This window comes from Plantactinospora sp. KLBMP9567 (assembly GCF_033446045.1).
Taxonomy (GTDB): Bacteria; Actinomycetota; Actinomycetes; order Mycobacteriales; family Micromonosporaceae; genus Plantactinospora.
This window is the reverse complement of the sequence record NZ_JAWQRR010000044.1, coordinates 171883-186512: the sequence shown is the minus strand read 5'-3', so window position 1 is coordinate 186512 and position 14630 is coordinate 171883. Positions and strand designations below refer to the sequence as shown.

General features: G+C 67.4%; 15 protein-coding genes, 1 tRNA gene and 1 pseudogene. 7 read left to right on the top strand and 10 right to left on the bottom strand.

Annotated elements, in window-relative coordinates:
- Nucleotides 1-287: 287 nt before the first annotated feature.
- Nucleotides 288-1160, bottom strand: a complete 873-nt coding sequence (locus R6Y94_RS34000) for an NAD(P)H-binding protein (protein WP_318400333.1) — start codon at nucleotides 1158-1160, stop codon at nucleotides 288-290.
- Nucleotides 1161-1249: 89 nt separating this feature from the next.
- Between R6Y94_RS34000 and R6Y94_RS33995 the strand changes: the two genes are divergently transcribed.
- Nucleotides 1250-2002 carry a helix-turn-helix domain-containing protein gene (locus R6Y94_RS33995; protein WP_318400331.1) on the top strand — a complete coding sequence of 251 codons (753 nt, stop codon included), beginning with the start codon at nucleotides 1250-1252 and terminating at the stop codon, nucleotides 2000-2002.
- Nucleotides 2003-2370: 368 nt separating this feature from the next.
- On the opposite strand, the gene R6Y94_RS33990 is transcribed toward R6Y94_RS33995, so the two are convergent.
- From R6Y94_RS33990 to msrB, 3 genes are all read right to left on the bottom strand, one after another.
- Complete coding sequence (locus tag R6Y94_RS33990; protein WP_318400329.1) at nucleotides 2371-3552, bottom strand: low temperature requirement protein A; 1182 nt, start codon at nucleotides 3550-3552, stop codon at nucleotides 2371-2373.
- A 520-nt stretch (nucleotides 3553-4072) separates the two neighbouring features.
- Nucleotides 4073-4579, bottom strand: a complete 507-nt coding sequence (msrA, locus tag R6Y94_RS33985) for a peptide-methionine (S)-S-oxide reductase MsrA (RefSeq protein WP_318400327.1) — start codon at nucleotides 4577-4579, stop codon at nucleotides 4073-4075.
- Nucleotides 4580-4588: 9 nt separating this feature from the next.
- On the bottom strand, nucleotides 4589-5068 hold the full coding sequence (gene msrB, locus R6Y94_RS33980) for a peptide-methionine (R)-S-oxide reductase MsrB (protein ID WP_412102948.1): 480 nt from the start codon (nucleotides 5066-5068) through the stop codon (nucleotides 4589-4591).
- Between the two features lie 405 nt (nucleotides 5069-5473).
- Here msrB and R6Y94_RS45410 point away from each other — a divergent pair.
- The 3 genes and pseudogenes from R6Y94_RS45410 to R6Y94_RS33970 form a co-directional block, all read left to right on the top strand.
- Nucleotides 5474-5851 (top strand): annotated as a pseudogene (locus R6Y94_RS45410) (SDR family NAD(P)-dependent oxidoreductase); the annotation flags it as partial.
- Complete coding sequence (locus R6Y94_RS33975) at nucleotides 5775-6221, top strand: SDR family NAD(P)-dependent oxidoreductase (protein ID WP_318400323.1); 447 nt, start codon at nucleotides 5775-5777, stop codon at nucleotides 6219-6221. The pseudogene R6Y94_RS45410 and the gene R6Y94_RS33975, both read left to right, overlap by 77 nt.
- A gap of 217 nt (nucleotides 6222-6438) precedes the next feature.
- Complete coding sequence (locus R6Y94_RS33970) at nucleotides 6439-7356, top strand: NADP-dependent oxidoreductase (protein WP_318400320.1); 918 nt, start codon at nucleotides 6439-6441, stop codon at nucleotides 7354-7356.
- Nucleotides 7357-8220: 864 nt separating this feature from the next.
- Here the strand turns inward: R6Y94_RS33970 and R6Y94_RS33965 are convergent.
- From R6Y94_RS33965 to R6Y94_RS33950, 4 genes are all read right to left on the bottom strand, one after another.
- On the bottom strand, nucleotides 8221-8631 hold the full coding sequence (locus R6Y94_RS33965) for a GNAT family N-acetyltransferase (RefSeq protein ID WP_318400318.1): 411 nt from the start codon (nucleotides 8629-8631) through the stop codon (nucleotides 8221-8223).
- Between the two features lie 155 nt (nucleotides 8632-8786).
- Nucleotides 8787-9080: a DUF6510 family protein gene (locus R6Y94_RS33960; protein WP_318400316.1), complete on the bottom strand. Its 294-nt coding sequence runs from the start codon at nucleotides 9078-9080 to the stop codon at nucleotides 8787-8789.
- A 2-nt stretch (nucleotides 9081-9082) separates the two neighbouring features.
- Nucleotides 9083-9823, bottom strand: a complete 741-nt coding sequence (locus R6Y94_RS33955; RefSeq protein ID WP_412102943.1) for a ferredoxin reductase — start codon at nucleotides 9821-9823, stop codon at nucleotides 9083-9085.
- Nucleotides 9793-10389 (bottom strand): sulfite oxidase-like oxidoreductase, encoded by a 597-nt coding sequence (locus R6Y94_RS33950; protein ID WP_318400313.1) that lies wholly within the window; start codon nucleotides 10387-10389, stop codon nucleotides 9793-9795. Before R6Y94_RS33950 ends, R6Y94_RS33955 begins: the two co-directional genes overlap by 31 nt.
- A gap of 410 nt (nucleotides 10390-10799) precedes the next feature.
- On the opposite strand from R6Y94_RS33950, the gene R6Y94_RS33945 reads away from it, so the two are divergent.
- Together R6Y94_RS33945 and R6Y94_RS33940 are read left to right on the top strand one after the other, a co-directional pair.
- On the top strand, nucleotides 10800-11129 hold the full coding sequence (locus tag R6Y94_RS33945; RefSeq protein ID WP_318400311.1) for a hypothetical protein: 330 nt from the start codon (nucleotides 10800-10802) through the stop codon (nucleotides 11127-11129).
- Between the two features lie 142 nt (nucleotides 11130-11271).
- Nucleotides 11272-11916, top strand: a complete 645-nt coding sequence (locus R6Y94_RS33940; RefSeq protein WP_318400309.1) for a TetR/AcrR family transcriptional regulator — start codon at nucleotides 11272-11274, stop codon at nucleotides 11914-11916.
- A 400-nt stretch (nucleotides 11917-12316) separates the two neighbouring features.
- On the opposite strand, the gene R6Y94_RS33935 is transcribed toward R6Y94_RS33940, so the two are convergent.
- A complete protein-coding gene (locus tag R6Y94_RS33935) occupies nucleotides 12317-12739 on the bottom strand; it encodes a DUF5709 domain-containing protein (protein WP_318400307.1) in 423 nt (140 codons plus the stop codon).
- Between the two features lie 605 nt (nucleotides 12740-13344).
- Between R6Y94_RS33935 and R6Y94_RS33930 the strand changes: the two genes are divergently transcribed.
- The gene (locus R6Y94_RS33930; RefSeq protein WP_318400305.1) at nucleotides 13345-13773 is read left to right on the top strand and encodes an OsmC family protein; all 429 of its coding nucleotides are present in this window, start codon (nucleotides 13345-13347) and stop codon (nucleotides 13771-13773) included.
- Between the two features lie 687 nt (nucleotides 13774-14460).
- Here R6Y94_RS33930 and R6Y94_RS33920 read toward each other — a convergent pair.
- A tRNA-Ala gene (locus R6Y94_RS33920) sits at nucleotides 14461-14534 on the bottom strand.
- Between the last annotated feature and the right edge of the window lie 96 nt (nucleotides 14535-14630).

The window sequence follows — 14630 nt, the reverse complement described above, 5'->3', positions numbered from 1 at the left end:
CCGCCCGTGGGTCCGCTCCGCCCGGGCCGAGGATCGCCGACGTTTCGAGGTCCTGGCTGAATCGACCGGTCGCCACGATCACGTTGCTTGATCGAGGTCACGTAATGCGTCGACCAGACCCAGCCGGGTGACGAGTTTGGTCACGGCGAGGACTTCCGCCCGTCCGATGACGGACGTGTCCGGTACCTCCCCGCACCGGCCGCTTGGCACGCAGAGCCTTCATCGAACACGCGAACTACCCGAATAAGACGTCCTCTCAGGTGGGCGGTGCCGTGACGTGATCCGCTCTAAGTAGTGGTCCTGGTGAATCCTTCCAGGATCGAACGGACAGGCGTGGCTCTGCGCTGGAGGAGGTTCTCGAGTTCGGGACCGGTGGTAGCGAATTCCCTGCGGCGTGCGGCGCGGAACATGCCGAGTAGCATCCTCGCCCGATCCGCGGGCACACCATGTCCGATCATCGCGGCTGTCCACTCGTCGTCGTCGGCGACGACGCGACGGATGGTGCGTCCGGTGAGTTCGGTGAGGATGCCGGCGACGTCCGCGAGGTCGAGCGCGTCCGGCGCGGTCAGCGTCGGGGTCGGGGTCGGGCCATCGAACCGGCCTTCGTCGGCGAGGATGGTCGCTGCCGCTTCGGCGAGGTCGGCGTGGGCGGTCCAGGACACGGGCCCATCGGCCGGTGCGACGAGTTCGCCGGTCTCGAGGGCCCGGCCGAGCAGGTGCCGGAGGGTGCTGGCGTAGAACCCGTTCCGCAGTGCCGTGGACGGCGTGTCCGTCTTGGACAGGTAGCGCTCGGTGACGGCGTGGTCGGGCATCGGCGCGAAGAGCGAATCTTCGGCGGCGCCCTGGTGGCTGGTGTAGAGAATGCGCTCGGCTCCGGAGTCGCGAGCGGCGTCGATCGCCGCGACGTGCTGGGCGACCGCCGCCTCGCCTGTCTGGTTGGTCGAGACGATGAGCACCTGCGTTGCGCCCTCGAACGCATCGGCGAGGGAGTCGGGCTCGGTGAAGTCGCCGCGCCGTACGCGCACTCCGCGGGCGGCCAGGTCGCCAGCCCGGGCGGCGTCGCGGACGCCGACGCCGACCTGGTCGACGGAGACCCGGACCAGGAGCCGATCAACGATCTGGGAGCCGAGTTGGCCGGTGCCGCCGGTGATGACGATCATGTCAGACCCCTCCCTTGCTAACGCTGGAACGACATTTACCATACCAGTGTTAGCAACAGCGATAGCAGGAGTGCGTTATCGTTGGAAGCGTGGCAGAGGTGAGGCTGGACAGCGCCAGTAGGCACGAGACGCGAGCGAACATCGTGGAGTGCGCGGCACGGCTCCTGCGCGAGCAGGGGGCGAGCGCGGTCACCACCCGCGCGGTCGCGCAGGCGGCCGGCATGCAGGCGCCGACCATCTACCGGTTCTTCGAGGACAAAGAAGCGCTGCTCGACGCCGTCGCCGAACATGTCTTCGCCACCTACGTAGCCGAAAAGACCCTCGTCCACGACAGCGGCGACCCAGTTGCAGATCTTCGCGCGGGCTGGGACACGCACATCGGCTTCGGTCTTGCCAACGCCGCGCTGTTCGGCCTCCTCACCGACCCCAGCCGCGAGGCTCGTTCACCGGCGGCGGCCGCCGGCCTGGAGGTGCTGCGCGCCCGGGTGCACCGCGTTGCGGAGATCGGCCGGCTTCGGGTCCCCGAACGGCGCGCCGTCGAACTCATCCACGCCGCCGGCACCGGCGCCGTGCTCACCCTGCTCTCCACCCCGCCGCAGCACCGGGACCTCCACCTTGCGGACACGATGTACGAGGCGGTGATGCGATCGATCCTCACTGACGTGCCGACGCTTCCCGCCGACAGCGCGGCCGCGGCCGCTGTCGCGTTCCGGGCCCTCGCACCGAGGCTGCCCATGCTCACCGACGCCGAGCGCGCCCTGCTGGCCGAGTGGCTGGATCGAGCCGGTGACAGCACCCCAATGCCGCAACCGGTCCCGGCCAAGACCGCCGAGCATCCCTGACAAGCCAACGCCTCGACGCCGAACCGAGCCTGGGTCTGCCAAACGAACGGCCCTGTCTCACATTCGTTTCACAGTCCCACCGTCAGCGGCCAAGAACGCCGAGGTCGTCCTCGCCTGACGCCCCGCAGCGCGGACAGCCCCACCCCGCCGACGAACGTGGTCGCGGACGATGACACGCTGCTCGCCAAGTTGCGCTGCGCTGTTCAACCAGCGTCCGGGAGCGCCGCGCGAGCAGGTGCCGGTCCGGGTCCGGTCGCGGGTCCTCGCATTGACCCGGATGACGCCGCCTGCGGAGACTGGTCCGTCCACTGGTCGAGTCGGGAGATGGCGCGAACAACACCAAGTAAACCGATCAGGATCACGCGACACTAGCCGGGTGGTGACGGCGGCTCGGGCGGGCGTCTGCGGGCGCGGGCTGTGTCGGATATGGCGATCCCGGTCAGGACGAGGGCGGCAGCGGCGGCGACCACGACTGGCGGCAGGGGGAGCATCGCCGGTGCCAGGGCGGCCAGCGCAAGAACGCCGATCGGTCGGGACCGGGACACGCGGCCGAATACCGCGTGCTCGAAGCGGGCGCGCCCGGCCAGGTACAGCGCGGGGCCGCCGAGGATGACGGCGATCCAGGCCGGTGGGGTGTGCCCGAGTGGATGGGCGATGACAAGTTCGTCGCCGACGGCGGCGGCGACCACGCCGGCCACCATGGCCAGGTGGGCGTATGACGCCGATCTGGCGAGGCGGACCGGGTCGGCAGACACGGCAATCGCTTCCGCCAGGACTTGACCAGCGCGGTAGATGTAGATCCGCCACAACAGCACGGTGGTCGCGATCGACACCGCGAACGCGGCGGTCCCGTCCGGCGCGAAGCCGCTGCTGCTCAGCGCCAGTCCGGTGACCAGGATCAGCTCCCCTAGCGCGATGATGAAGAACTGCCGGTAGCGCTCGGCCAGGTGCTCGCCCGAGATCACAAGGTCTTCGCTGGGCGTACGGCCCGCCCCCGGGGTGGGGAAGCCGATTCTGCCTGCCGTGTGGTCAAGGAGCACCGCGAGTGCCCACAACGCGCCACGCGTCGTGCCGTGCACGAACGCCCCCGCGATCCACGGCAGCGCCGACAGGCCGTACCAGAACAGCCCGCGCACGCCGGTGCGCCGCAGTTCGCGGCCACGCAGAACGGCCACCAGGACGAGCCCGCGGCCGAGCTGGATGGCGACGTAGGCGCCCGCGAAGACCAGGCCCGTGTCGCCGAATGCCTCGGGTACCGCGGCCGCCATCACCAGGCTGCCGACCATGGTCGCGATGACCAGCGCCTGGATTACCGGTCGTTGCTGGTCCGTCCGGTCGGTTAGCCACGCGGTGCTGGACCAGACCCACCACATGGCCCCCAACAGCACCAGCGTCCGGAAGGCACCGCTCCACCCGAGATCCTCGGCCAGGCCGCGCGAGAGTTGAAGGAGCGCGAGGACGAACACCAGGTCGAAGAAGAGTTCCAGGAACGTGGCCCGCTGTGGATCCCCGGCTTTCCGCACCAGCTCGGCTGCCCTGCTCGTCGTCATCGGCCCGCCCGTTCTGCCAGCTCTGCTCCAGATTTGGGGGCATTCTGACATGCGGAAGCGGCGGTGACCGCAGACGTGTCGCCGCGGACCGGATCGAGCGAGTCGCGTTACACGGACGGGCGACGGTCGAGGCGGCCACTGCCGCTCGGCAGCCGTCACGGCTGACGCCAGGCGGGTGCGCAAGGTTGCCGTTGGCGAGGTCGACCGCACCGGCCACCGGACCCGCCGTGTCAAGGGCGAGTCGGTCCCATCGGCTCCGCCCGGGCCACCCTTACTGCCACCGCCGTGGAAACGCCCAGGACGTCGGTCGGCGCGGGCCCGGTCAGCGGGGAGCGCGTCGCGGGCCGGCGCACCTCCTGCAATGCCGCGCGCGCCGGCATCTCGTGCAGCCGATCGGGTGCCACGTCGCGCTCGGCACCGGTGCCGGAGAGAGCCCGCACCCATCCGGCCGAGTCCTCGTCCAGGCCGACCACCTCGGCCCCGGGCCGGCGCGCGGACCCGGGGTCCGCGCGCCGGGGTATCAGGCCGTCGCCCGCTTCGGGAGCTTCCACCCGGGGCGGGGGAAGTGGCAGGTGTAACCGTTGGGGTAGGTCTGCAGGTAGTTCTGGTGCTCGGGCTCGGCCTCCCAGAAGTCGCCTGCCGGCGTGACCTCGGTGACGACCTTGCCGGGCCACAGACCCGAGGCGTCGACGTCGGCGATGGTGTCCTCGGCGACCCGCTTCTGCTCGTCGCTGGTGTAGAAGATCGCCGAGCGGTAGCTGGTGCCGATGTCGTTGCCCTGGCGGTTCTTCGTCGAGGGGTCGTGGATCTGAAAGAAGAACTCGAGCAGCGCGCGGAAGTCGGTCTTCTCGGTGTCGTAGGCGACCTCGATGGACTCCGCGTGCGTGCCGTGGTTGCGGTAGGTGGCGTTCGGGACGTCGCCGCCGCTGTAGCCGACGCGCGTAGACACGACGCCGGGCTGGTGGCGGAACAGCTCCTCCATGCCCCAGAAACAGCCGCCGGCGAGGATCGCCTTTTCGGTGGTCACGTCGTCTCCTTACTTGTCGTCGGCGCCAGTGTTGGTGTTACCCGTGAACAGGGTGCGGTATTCGCCGTACCCAGCGTTCTCCAGGTCATCGAGGTGGACGAACCGCAACGACGCGGAGTTGATGCAGTAGCGCAGTCCACCCTTGTCGGGGGGACCGTCGTTGAAGACGTGGCCGAGGTGGCTGTCCCCGTGCAGTGAGCGGGCCTCAGTCCGGATCATCCCGTGGCTGGAGTCTTCGCGCTCAATGACGTTCGTCTTGGCGATCGGCTTCGTGAAGCTCGGCCAGCCGGAGTTGCTGTCGTACTTGTCGACCGATGCGAACAGCGGCTCGCCGGACACGACGTCGACGTAGATGCCGGGCTCGTGGTTGTCCCAGTAGGCGTTGGCGAACGGGCGTTCGGTGCCGTCCTGCTGGGTCACGCGGTACTGCTCCGGGTCGAGCCGCGAAACGGCCTCCGGGTTCTTGTGGTACTGGGTCTGCTGGGGCACAGCGCTTCCTTCCCGGCCTTTCGGCGTGAAGCTGAGGAACGAGGTGAAACGCACCTGGGCGCGCAAATGTACAGACACCGTACGGGCCGGTTGTATTCCCGCAGCCCCTACTTTTTGTGGACCACAAAGTCCTGAAGAGATGTCCGGAAGCAGCGGCTGGGCGCCGCCGTTGCGTAGATGACCTGGGTAGATCGCCTCGACTATAGCACCGCTTGACTCCAGGAGTGGACTTGACCGACCAGTTCTACTGCGACTAGGTTCGGGGCGTCCGACTGGGTGCCTCCCGCTGGAGAACTGTCCGACGTGCCCACCGGCGCCGAGTTCTACGGACGTCGCGCCGCTCCCGGGAAACCGGGTGCTGCCAGCACAAATCGCGATTCGGTGGAGAAGGAACAACTGTCATGAGTGAGAGTTTCGAGGGCCGAAGGTCGTGGTCGTCGGCGGCAGCAGCGGCGTGGGCCTCGCCACGGCTCACCAAGTGGTCGCCGGGGCGGCACCGCCGTGATCACGGGCCGAGACCAGGACAAGGTCGGGGCCGCGGTCGAAGCGTTGTCGCAGAACGGAAAGGCGTGGGGCATCACGGCCGAGCTGACCGACCGTGACCAGGCGCCCGAGGTCCGAGAGCAGCTCGCCGCCGAGCACACCGGCGCGACCCTGCTCGTCAACGCCACGGGTTTCTCCATCCCGGAGGCGTTCGGCGAGTACGATGAAGCCTTCTACGAGTCAGTACAACGAACTGAACCGCGCACTGTTCTTCATAACGCAGACCGTCGTCGCGGGCATGGCCGCCGGGGCCGGGGCGGCGCCATCGTCACCATCGGCTCGATGTGGGCGTGCCAAGGGCATCGCGGCGACGCCGCACTCCGGCTACTCCGTCCAGAAGGGCGGCCTGCACTCGTTAACCAAGGCGCTCGCGGTCGAGCTGGCGCCACACAGCATTCGGGTCAACGCGGTCGTGAAGGCACCCCTGCATCAGCGCTTCGTCCCAGCGGACAAGCTCGATGAGACCGTCGGCAGCTTCCACCCGGTGGGGCGTGTTGGCAGCCCGGAGGACATCGCGAACGCGGTGTCGTTCCTGCTGTCGGACAAGTCGAGCTGGATGACCGGCGCCATCGTCGACGTCGACGTCGGCATCATGGCCGGCCGCGACTGACCCTCGAAACGTAACGCCGGCATCGTGCCGGCGGGGCCTCGACCCCGGCGCCGTCTTACCGACGACTTCGCTGTCGCGCTCGTTCCTCGACACCCTCGCGCCACAACCGCTACCGATCAACGTGGTAAGACGCCGAGCCTGGCACCGCTAATGCTGGTGAAACGAAATGTGCTCCTCGTGACCGTGCAAACGAGGACTGGATACAAGGAGGTACCGGATGAAGGCGATTGTAGTAACGGACGAGGCCGCGGGAACGGCCGGGATGACGCTGACGGAGCGGCCCGAGCCGGAACCGGCGCTGAACGACGTCGTCGTGCAGGTTCATGCGTCGGGATTCGTCCCGACCGAGCTGACGTGGCCCTCGACCTGGACCGATCGGCTCGGCCGTGACCGGACGCCGTCGATCCCTGGGCACGAGCTGGCCGGAGTGGTCACCGCTCTCGGCTATGGCACGACGGGACTGTCTCTGGGACAGCGGGTGTTCGGCCTCACTGACTGGACTCGTGACGGCACCCTGGCGGAGTATGTGGTTGTCGAGGCGCGTAACCTCGCGCCGCTGCCCGGAGACGTCGACTTCACGGTGGCCGCGAGCCTGCCGATCTCGGGCCTGACCGCGTGGCAGGGACTGTTCGAGCACGGCCGCCTTCAGGCGGGGCAGAGCGTCCTCGTGCACGGCGCGGCCGGCGCGGTCGGTTCGATGGTCACGCAGCTCGCACGTGAGTTCGGCGCCTACGTTATCGGCACCGGACGCGCCGCCGACCGTCAGAAGGCGCTCGACTTCGACGCGCAGGAGTTCGTCGACCTCGAGAACGACGCCCTCGAAGACGTCGGCGGAGTCGATCTGGTGTTCGATGTCATCGGCGGCGACATCGGGAAGCGGTCCGCAGGCCTGATTCGAGCCGGAGGAACGCTGGTGTCCGCCGTCGGGCCGCCCGAGGCGCGGCCCGCGGACGGCCTGGCGGTCGATTTCGTCGTCCTGCCCGATCGCGCCCAACTGGGTGAGATCGTCCGGCGGGTGCGGGACGGACGACTGCGGACGAACATCGGCAACGTCGCGACCCTCGACGACGCCGTCGCCGCTCTCAATCCGACCGAGCGGATCACCGGGAAGCCGATCATCCGCGTTCGTGCGTGAGGACTCAGGGACAGGCGAGCGGTACTGCCCTCCTTGTCGAGCAGCTTCAACGGCGTGGCAAGGTCGGGCGACTCATACCGGAAGACGTCATCGGACTAGTCCGCTACCTCCTGGGTGGGCACCCGGCGTAACCAGCTCCCGGCAGCCCGGAGGACATCACGAACGCGGTGTCGCGCTCCTGCTGTCGGGCAAGTCGGGCTGGATCACCGGCGCCATCGCCGACGTCATGGCCAGCCGCAACTGTGACCCTCGAACCGTAACGCCGGGATCACGCCGGCGGGGCTGCGGACGTGCCCGTACGCGTCCGCAGCCCGCGCCCACGGGGAAACCACCCGCAGATTCGGCGAGACCGTGGCTCGGCGCGACCCGCACGTGGTCGCGCTCGCGACCCCAGCCACGCGGACACGTACTCTGGCAGCAGTCCGCAGGTGGGCCACCTCGAGGAGCACGCGCCGCCCCGGCGCCCCGCCGCCCCGGCGACTCGGCCCATCGACCAAGTCCGCCGTCCAGGCGACCAGCGCAGCCCGTCCGGTGTGTCCTCGACGACGACCCCGGCCGCGGTCAGCCCGTCCCGCAGAGCGTCGGCCGTCGCGTAGTCCTTGCGCGCCCTGACCAGTTGGCGCTGCTCCAGCGTGACGTCGACGAGCTTGCCGAGCGCATTGCGGTACTCGTCGCCGACGCCCACCCAGCCTTCGCGCGATGAACCCCGCCGTGGGGGACGCCTGAACCTTCTCAGCGGGTCGGCGCGCGTTCAGACGCGACGACGCGTGTTCAATGAACCTTTCTCAGCCTGAACCGCGCACCGCGCACGCACCGCATCCGACCTTGCGGTCCACCGGACCGCAAGGGGAGGTTGAAAAAGGTTCAATGCCCATGCTCGGCTGTGTGCGACCCAGGGAAAGCCGGGTCTAGAACGTCGGCATATTCCGGATGAGCATTGACGAATGCTGCCGCGAACGGGCACCTGACGGTGGCGGTCTTTCCTTGCATGCGCAGCTTGTCGAGGACGCCGCCGATGAGCCTGGCGGCTATTCCCTGCCCGCGGAACTCGGGGAACACGGATGTCGCCGACAGTATGACGCGGCTCCCGACCTTGCTGTAGACGAGCCCAGCGGCTGTCCGACCCCCTATCGCGGCCTCGTAGATGCCGAGCTCACTGTTGTCGGTGATGACGAGGTCTTCCGCGTCGGGCGCGGTGGCTCCCGACAGGTTCGAGCCACCCAAATCCTGCTCGGCACTGGTTAACGTGATCATGTCCTCGGCGTTGCTCGCCACGTTGTCTCCTGAATCTCGCGTCTGGTCAGCGACCTGGCAGTACCCAGTCAGGTCGGATGAAGTGGCAGGAGTATCCCGCCTCGGAGTATTGCGTAACCGACGTCGGCGACGTTGGCATCGTCCGGGTACGCCACGATTGACTGGATTCTGAGCGTTCAGGCAGTCGGCACCGGGAGGCTGAGGACGATCGACCCCCGCAGATCGATCAGGACACGGCCGGCCGTACGCACCACGCGCATGACGACGTCCTCGCAGCCGGGACATCGGGCGACCAGGCCGGGCGCTCGGTTGAACACGCGCATCGCGGCCAGCGGACGGGTCGACCGGCAGCCGGCGCAGGTGAGTTCGGCAACGGTGAGGTCGATCCCCATGATCTCGCCGAGCGGTCCGGCGAGGGCGTTACCGTCCACCCAGGGTGCGTCGTCGGCTCCGACGTTGGTGGTCGACATTGTCATCCTCCGGTGGGTCCGAATCGTTCGGTACGGATGTTCGCGGGATCGTGGCCGATGTCCACGAGGAGGTCGGCAACGGTCTCGACGAATCCGGTGGGCCCGCAGACGAACGCCACAGCGTCGGCGTCGCGGGGCCAGGCGACGCGGGCGAGGGCGTCCGCGTCCAGTCGTCGGGGTGGGGCCGGCCAGCCGGAGGGCGCGACCCTGGTATAGACGTGTGTGACGGCGACGCGCCCATCGCCTGCGGCTCGTGCAATTGCAAGATCCGCAGTGAACAGCGCATCGGTCGGGGATCGGGTCGAGTAGAGCAGCCTGGTGGGGTTCGTCGCCGCACGCACCATCGACATCAGGGGCGCCACGCCGGACCCGCCGCCGATCAGCAACGCCGGGCGCGGATCGGCGGGTCGGCGTACGAACCAGCCGCCGAGCGGTCCACGGATCTCGAGTTGGTCACCCGGCTCCGCCACGTCGACGAGGTACGGCGAGACCTCACCGTCGGTTACCGCCTGGACGGTCACCTCGAGCCTTCCGGGCCCCGGGGCGGACGAGATCGAGTAGCTGCGGTATGCCGTGTAGCCGTCGGGAGCAATCAACCGGACGTCGACGTGCTGGCCCGGCACGTGACCTGTCCAGCCGTCGACGTCGAGGACCAGGGTCCGCGCCGTCACAGTCTCCGCCCGGGTGGCGGCGACCGTTGCCGGCTGCCAGGTCAGTCTGCCCGGTACCGCTGCTCGCGCCATGGGTCGCCGTAGTTGTGGTAGCCGGCCGTCTCCCAGAACCCGGGCTCGTCGTCGAGACGCAGTTCCAGTGCGCGCAGCCATTTCGCGCTCTTCCAGAAGTACAGGTGAGGAATGAGGAGACGAGCTGGGCCGCCGTGCACCGGCACCAGCGGCTCGCCGTCGAACTCGTACGCCACCCAGGCCCGGCCGTCGAGAAGGTCCTCGAGCGGGACGTTCGTGGTGTAGCCGCCGTAGGAGTGGGCGATGACGTATTCGGCCGTAGTCTCGACGTCGGCCAGCAAGGTGTCCACCGAGACGCCTCGCCAGCTCGTGCCGAACTTCGACCAGTGCGTGACGCAATGGATGTCCACGGTCGGCTCGTCGGCAGGCAGGGCGGTGAACTCCGCCCATGACCACGTGCTCCGCTCGCCGGTCTCGGTGACGACGGCGAGTTCCCACTCGTCGAGGCCGATGCGCGGTGTCGGTCCCGCCGACAGCACCGGGAAGTCGTCTGTGCGGTACTGGCCGGGCGGGAGGTCGGTGTCGTCGCGTCTGCGGCCGCCGAAGCCGCGGGTGATCACTGCCATGCGCCCCCCATGTGGCCGGGCTGCCACCCCGTGCTTCCACCCGGCCGATGAATGTCGATGTGGCACCCGCCCATGACGTCATCGTCAGCGAGCGCCCCGGTGATGAGATCCTGCCCGGTGAGGGCGTGGTCGCCCGCAATCCGAGGTAAATGAACTGGACTGTCACGTCCAGAGTATGCTGGCGTGGCATCGGTCGGCAAGCCTTGCTGGCCATCAGTGGTTTAGAGTAGCACCAGCGCGTCCAATGGTCATGGCGATGCGCCCCCTCTGGCCGATGGCTCTGCAGCGGAACCGAAGTGGACGATAGCGTCCATATGGTGTGGTAGATTGTTCCGGGTTGGTCGTTCGGCACGTCGTGGCCGCTGCGAGATGGCGGCGGCCAGTGTCTTGCCCGATGTCAGGAGAGTTCGATGGACCCTGTTCCCTGCGGTGGAGACGTTGTCGATGGCCAGCCGGTCGATGCGGCGGACATGATCGCCGCCCTGACCGCCGCACAGTTAGTGTTCCAAGACGGTGCGACTCAATCGTTCACGGCGGAGGGCCGAACGACTTACGTCGACAGGGGCACACCGTCAGCGGGCGAGTGGTCTGTCACGGGTGATGGGACCTTCGCTTCCTTCTGGCCGCCGACATACCGGGCGACGTACACGGTCCGGTGGATCGTCGAGGACGGAGTGCGGGTGGGCGTCAGCTTCACGGATGCCCGGAGCGGAGTCCGCTACGACGGCCGGTACCGGTGACTGGACGAGATTCGAGCCATACGTCGAATCACGATCGGCTCGGTGCTTCCTCCTGGCAGATTGCTCGACTCCTGGCTCAGGGCACTCTCCTCCTCCGCATGACGATCCCTGTCCGTGGGAGGGAGGTCAGTAGAATGGCCACGTGGAGGAGCGCTCGAGCCAGGACACGACCTCGCGGTTGACGGCGCGTGGCGCGAAGACGAGGTCTCGGATCGTCGGGACGGCAGCCGACCTGATGCGCGTACGAGGTGTCGGTGGCACGACCCTCGACGACGTCATCGTAGCCAGCAACGTCAGCAAGTCGCAGCTATACCGGCACTTCGAAGACAAGCAAGCGCTGGTGAGGGCGGTCATCGAGCTTGTGGGGGACCGCACGATCGCCATTGAACGCGAACGGTTGAGCAAGGTGATGACGTTCGCAGGACTGCGGCGTTGGAGGGACGCCCTGGTCGAGAACAACGCCCTACAAGAGGGCAGGTACGGGTGCCCATTGGGTTCGCTAGCAAACGAGGTTGCCGATCAGGACTCAATCGCACGAAAGAGACTCCTCGACCTGTTTTCGGCGTGGCAAGAACTCTTCGAAGATCTCCTGCGACGGTTTCAGAAGGCGGGCCTCATCCCACAAGAAGCCGACGTCTCACAACTAGCCACGGGCCTCCTGGCAGCCGTACAGGGTGGTTACCTGTTGGCGCAGGCGTCCCGCGACGTCACACCAATGGCTTCCGCGATCGACATGACGCTAGCGCATCTTCAGACGCTACACAGCAAGCGGGATGCGGCTTCATGAAGGCCACTCGGGAAGCCCTGTCGTCTCCGCTTACCTGGAATACCCTATCGCCGCGGCACGAAGAAACTGCATGACCTTTTCCGCCGGCACCTCACACGGCCTGAGGATCGGCCCCTCAGACGTGATCCAGACGTTTGCACCAAGTTGCTCGGTGGCGCCGAGTCGCTCCGCGTTAATGGCGACCACTTTGCCTCCTGCGTGAGTAGCACGCGTAACGCCCCAAGCTCGTCCAGCTACCTCCGCACGCGTCCAACCCTCTGGGATCGCCCTCAGCAGCGTCTCGAGCTCCTGGTCCTGTCCCCTGTCCATGGCCAGATCCTCCTGTCGGGCCGGTAGCTCACAAGCCGGCCGGAACCGGATGGGGTCAACTGAGTATCAGCAAGCCCATGCACCCCAACGCCTACACCCCGAACAGGTCGTCGGGGATTATATGAATCGCCGCCTCCTCCGCGGAAGCGCCCCCGCCGTCGATGCCAACGTCCTCGGCCCGAAGATCCGACGACGGGTCGTCAGCATCTTGGGTAGCCCAGACAAGCCGACCCGCCCTCAAGTATCCGACCTGGTCGTCGATCGGCTCGCCGCTAGTATCGGATGCGTCACCAATCCCATCACCGACCTCTTCAGCCGTGATGTCGGGAACCTCACGGGCAAGTCTCCGGCTTACGGGCTCGTGTGTACTAGCTTCGTAGGCAGTCACCCCCCAAGCCAGGCTTCCGATTGGGCGATCGAGCGGCGAGTAACCCGGGCCATCAACGTCGTCGCCCAGCTCCTCGTCATCGAGACTCTCATCCGCTGGCAGCAGTCCTGGAACGTACTCGTCCATAAGGTCTCCTCTGATCCTGAATCGCTCGAACTCGTCCCACCATCCGATCCTTCCTCTTCGCCTCCATCTGTCGGTCCGTAGGCTGGGCACCCGCCGGCTCCCCGCCCAGATAAACCGTCAGCGGCCAGGAAGCTGCGGATCTTACGGTGTGCATCGAAAACGGTCTGCAGATCGCGCCTCGACTCGATCCAGACCAAGACGCCATCTGAGCATCGATGTTCCTCATGTTGCCCGGATCTGAGTCCGCCCGGGTCGCGGGGGCGACGATGATCGCCGCCCCGATGCGTGAACGACGGCAACATTTTAGCCCAAACGGACTGATGAGTCCATCTCTGGCTTGGCGTTGAGCGAGTACAGTGGGGGCGTCTTGAGCCCTAGCCGCTCTCGTCGCAGGTAAAGCAGCCCACAGGTGATGGTTCACTAGGGCCGAGCGGCTCTGGCGGCAAGCGATCAACTGGACTATATAGTCCGCGAAGGCTAGCCTGCGGAGGCACTCGGTCATGGGGTGATCGCCCGGCCACAGCCCCCGCTGAGGCTGCGGCTCGGCTGCTGCTGGACCGCATACCCGGACCGCCACTAACAGGATCTACAGGAAGGCACGACTGATGGAAACCGACCAGGATCGTGTCGTCGCATCCGCCCGAGTTGTCCTTCCGGCCACTGAGCGCCGGCGCACGGACATGGCCACCCGCGGCTTCACGTTCGTCGCCGATGAACCGCACAACGGCACACTCGGCGAAGGCCCGACGCCGACGGAGTACCTGTTGATGGCGCTCGCGTCGTGCACTGCTCAGACGCTGCGGCAGTATGTCGACTACAAGTACGACACCGCCGGTGACATCACCGTCGAGATCGACTACCACGAACCCGATCAGGAAGGCGCAGAGCGTTACCTGCAGCGAACGATCACGCTGAGCGAAGAACCTGATCCCGACGACTTGAAGGTGATGCATGACATTGCCGAGAAGTCCCCGGTGACCCTGCTGATTCAGTTCGCGTGGAGCGTGCGGACCGAGTTCGTCGGGCCGCGCTGAAATCAGACCGCTTGATACTCCGCGATCACGGCCGAGCCGCAAGCGGTTGTCGTTCCGCCCTAGTGTCTGGATGGCGAAGCTGTAGCGCGAGCACGGGCTCAAACCGCACCGGTCCGGCACGTTCAAGCGGTCCGGGGATCCCCGGTTCGGACAAGGCCGCCGACATCGTCGATCTCTACCTGGATCCGAGCAGGTCTGGCCGCAGGTGGTGCTGCCCCCACGGTGGCCGGCGCCGAGGCCCGCTTCGAAGCCTTCGCCGCCGAGTTCGGCGACCAGTATCCGGGCCGTCATCCGGCTCTGGCGGACCTCCTGGCCGCAGTTCGTGCCCTTCCTCGACTACGACCACGAGGTCCGAAGGGCCTCTACCCCACCACATCATCGGGAGCCTGAACGCCAGATTCCGGCAGGCCACCCGCCGGCGCGGGCACTCTCCCACCGAGCAGGCCGCGATGAAGGTCCATGCCCGGACGAGCAGGGTTCGGGCTCTACCGCCGCATCGTCGAGATCCGGGACGCCAGCGTAGCCCCGCACCGACAAACGCCTGACCCCCGCCGCGCGGACAGACCCACCCGCCGACGAACGTGGCCGCGCCCGGGCGTTTGTGGGGGGTTTCGGGGGGTGATTCAAATCGCATAGACAAACTTAGGGCCCTGACCGGCATTCTTGCTGGTCAGGGCCTAAATTGTGTGGAGCTGAGGGGATTTGAACCCCTGACCCCCTCGATGCGAACGAGGTGCGCTACCGGTCTGCGCCACAGCCCCTTGACCAACCCACCGAACCGGCGGGCCGGCGCCAAGGCTAACAGGTCGGCCGGTCCGAGCGCGAACCAGCCCCGCCGACGCGTCGCCCCACGCCGG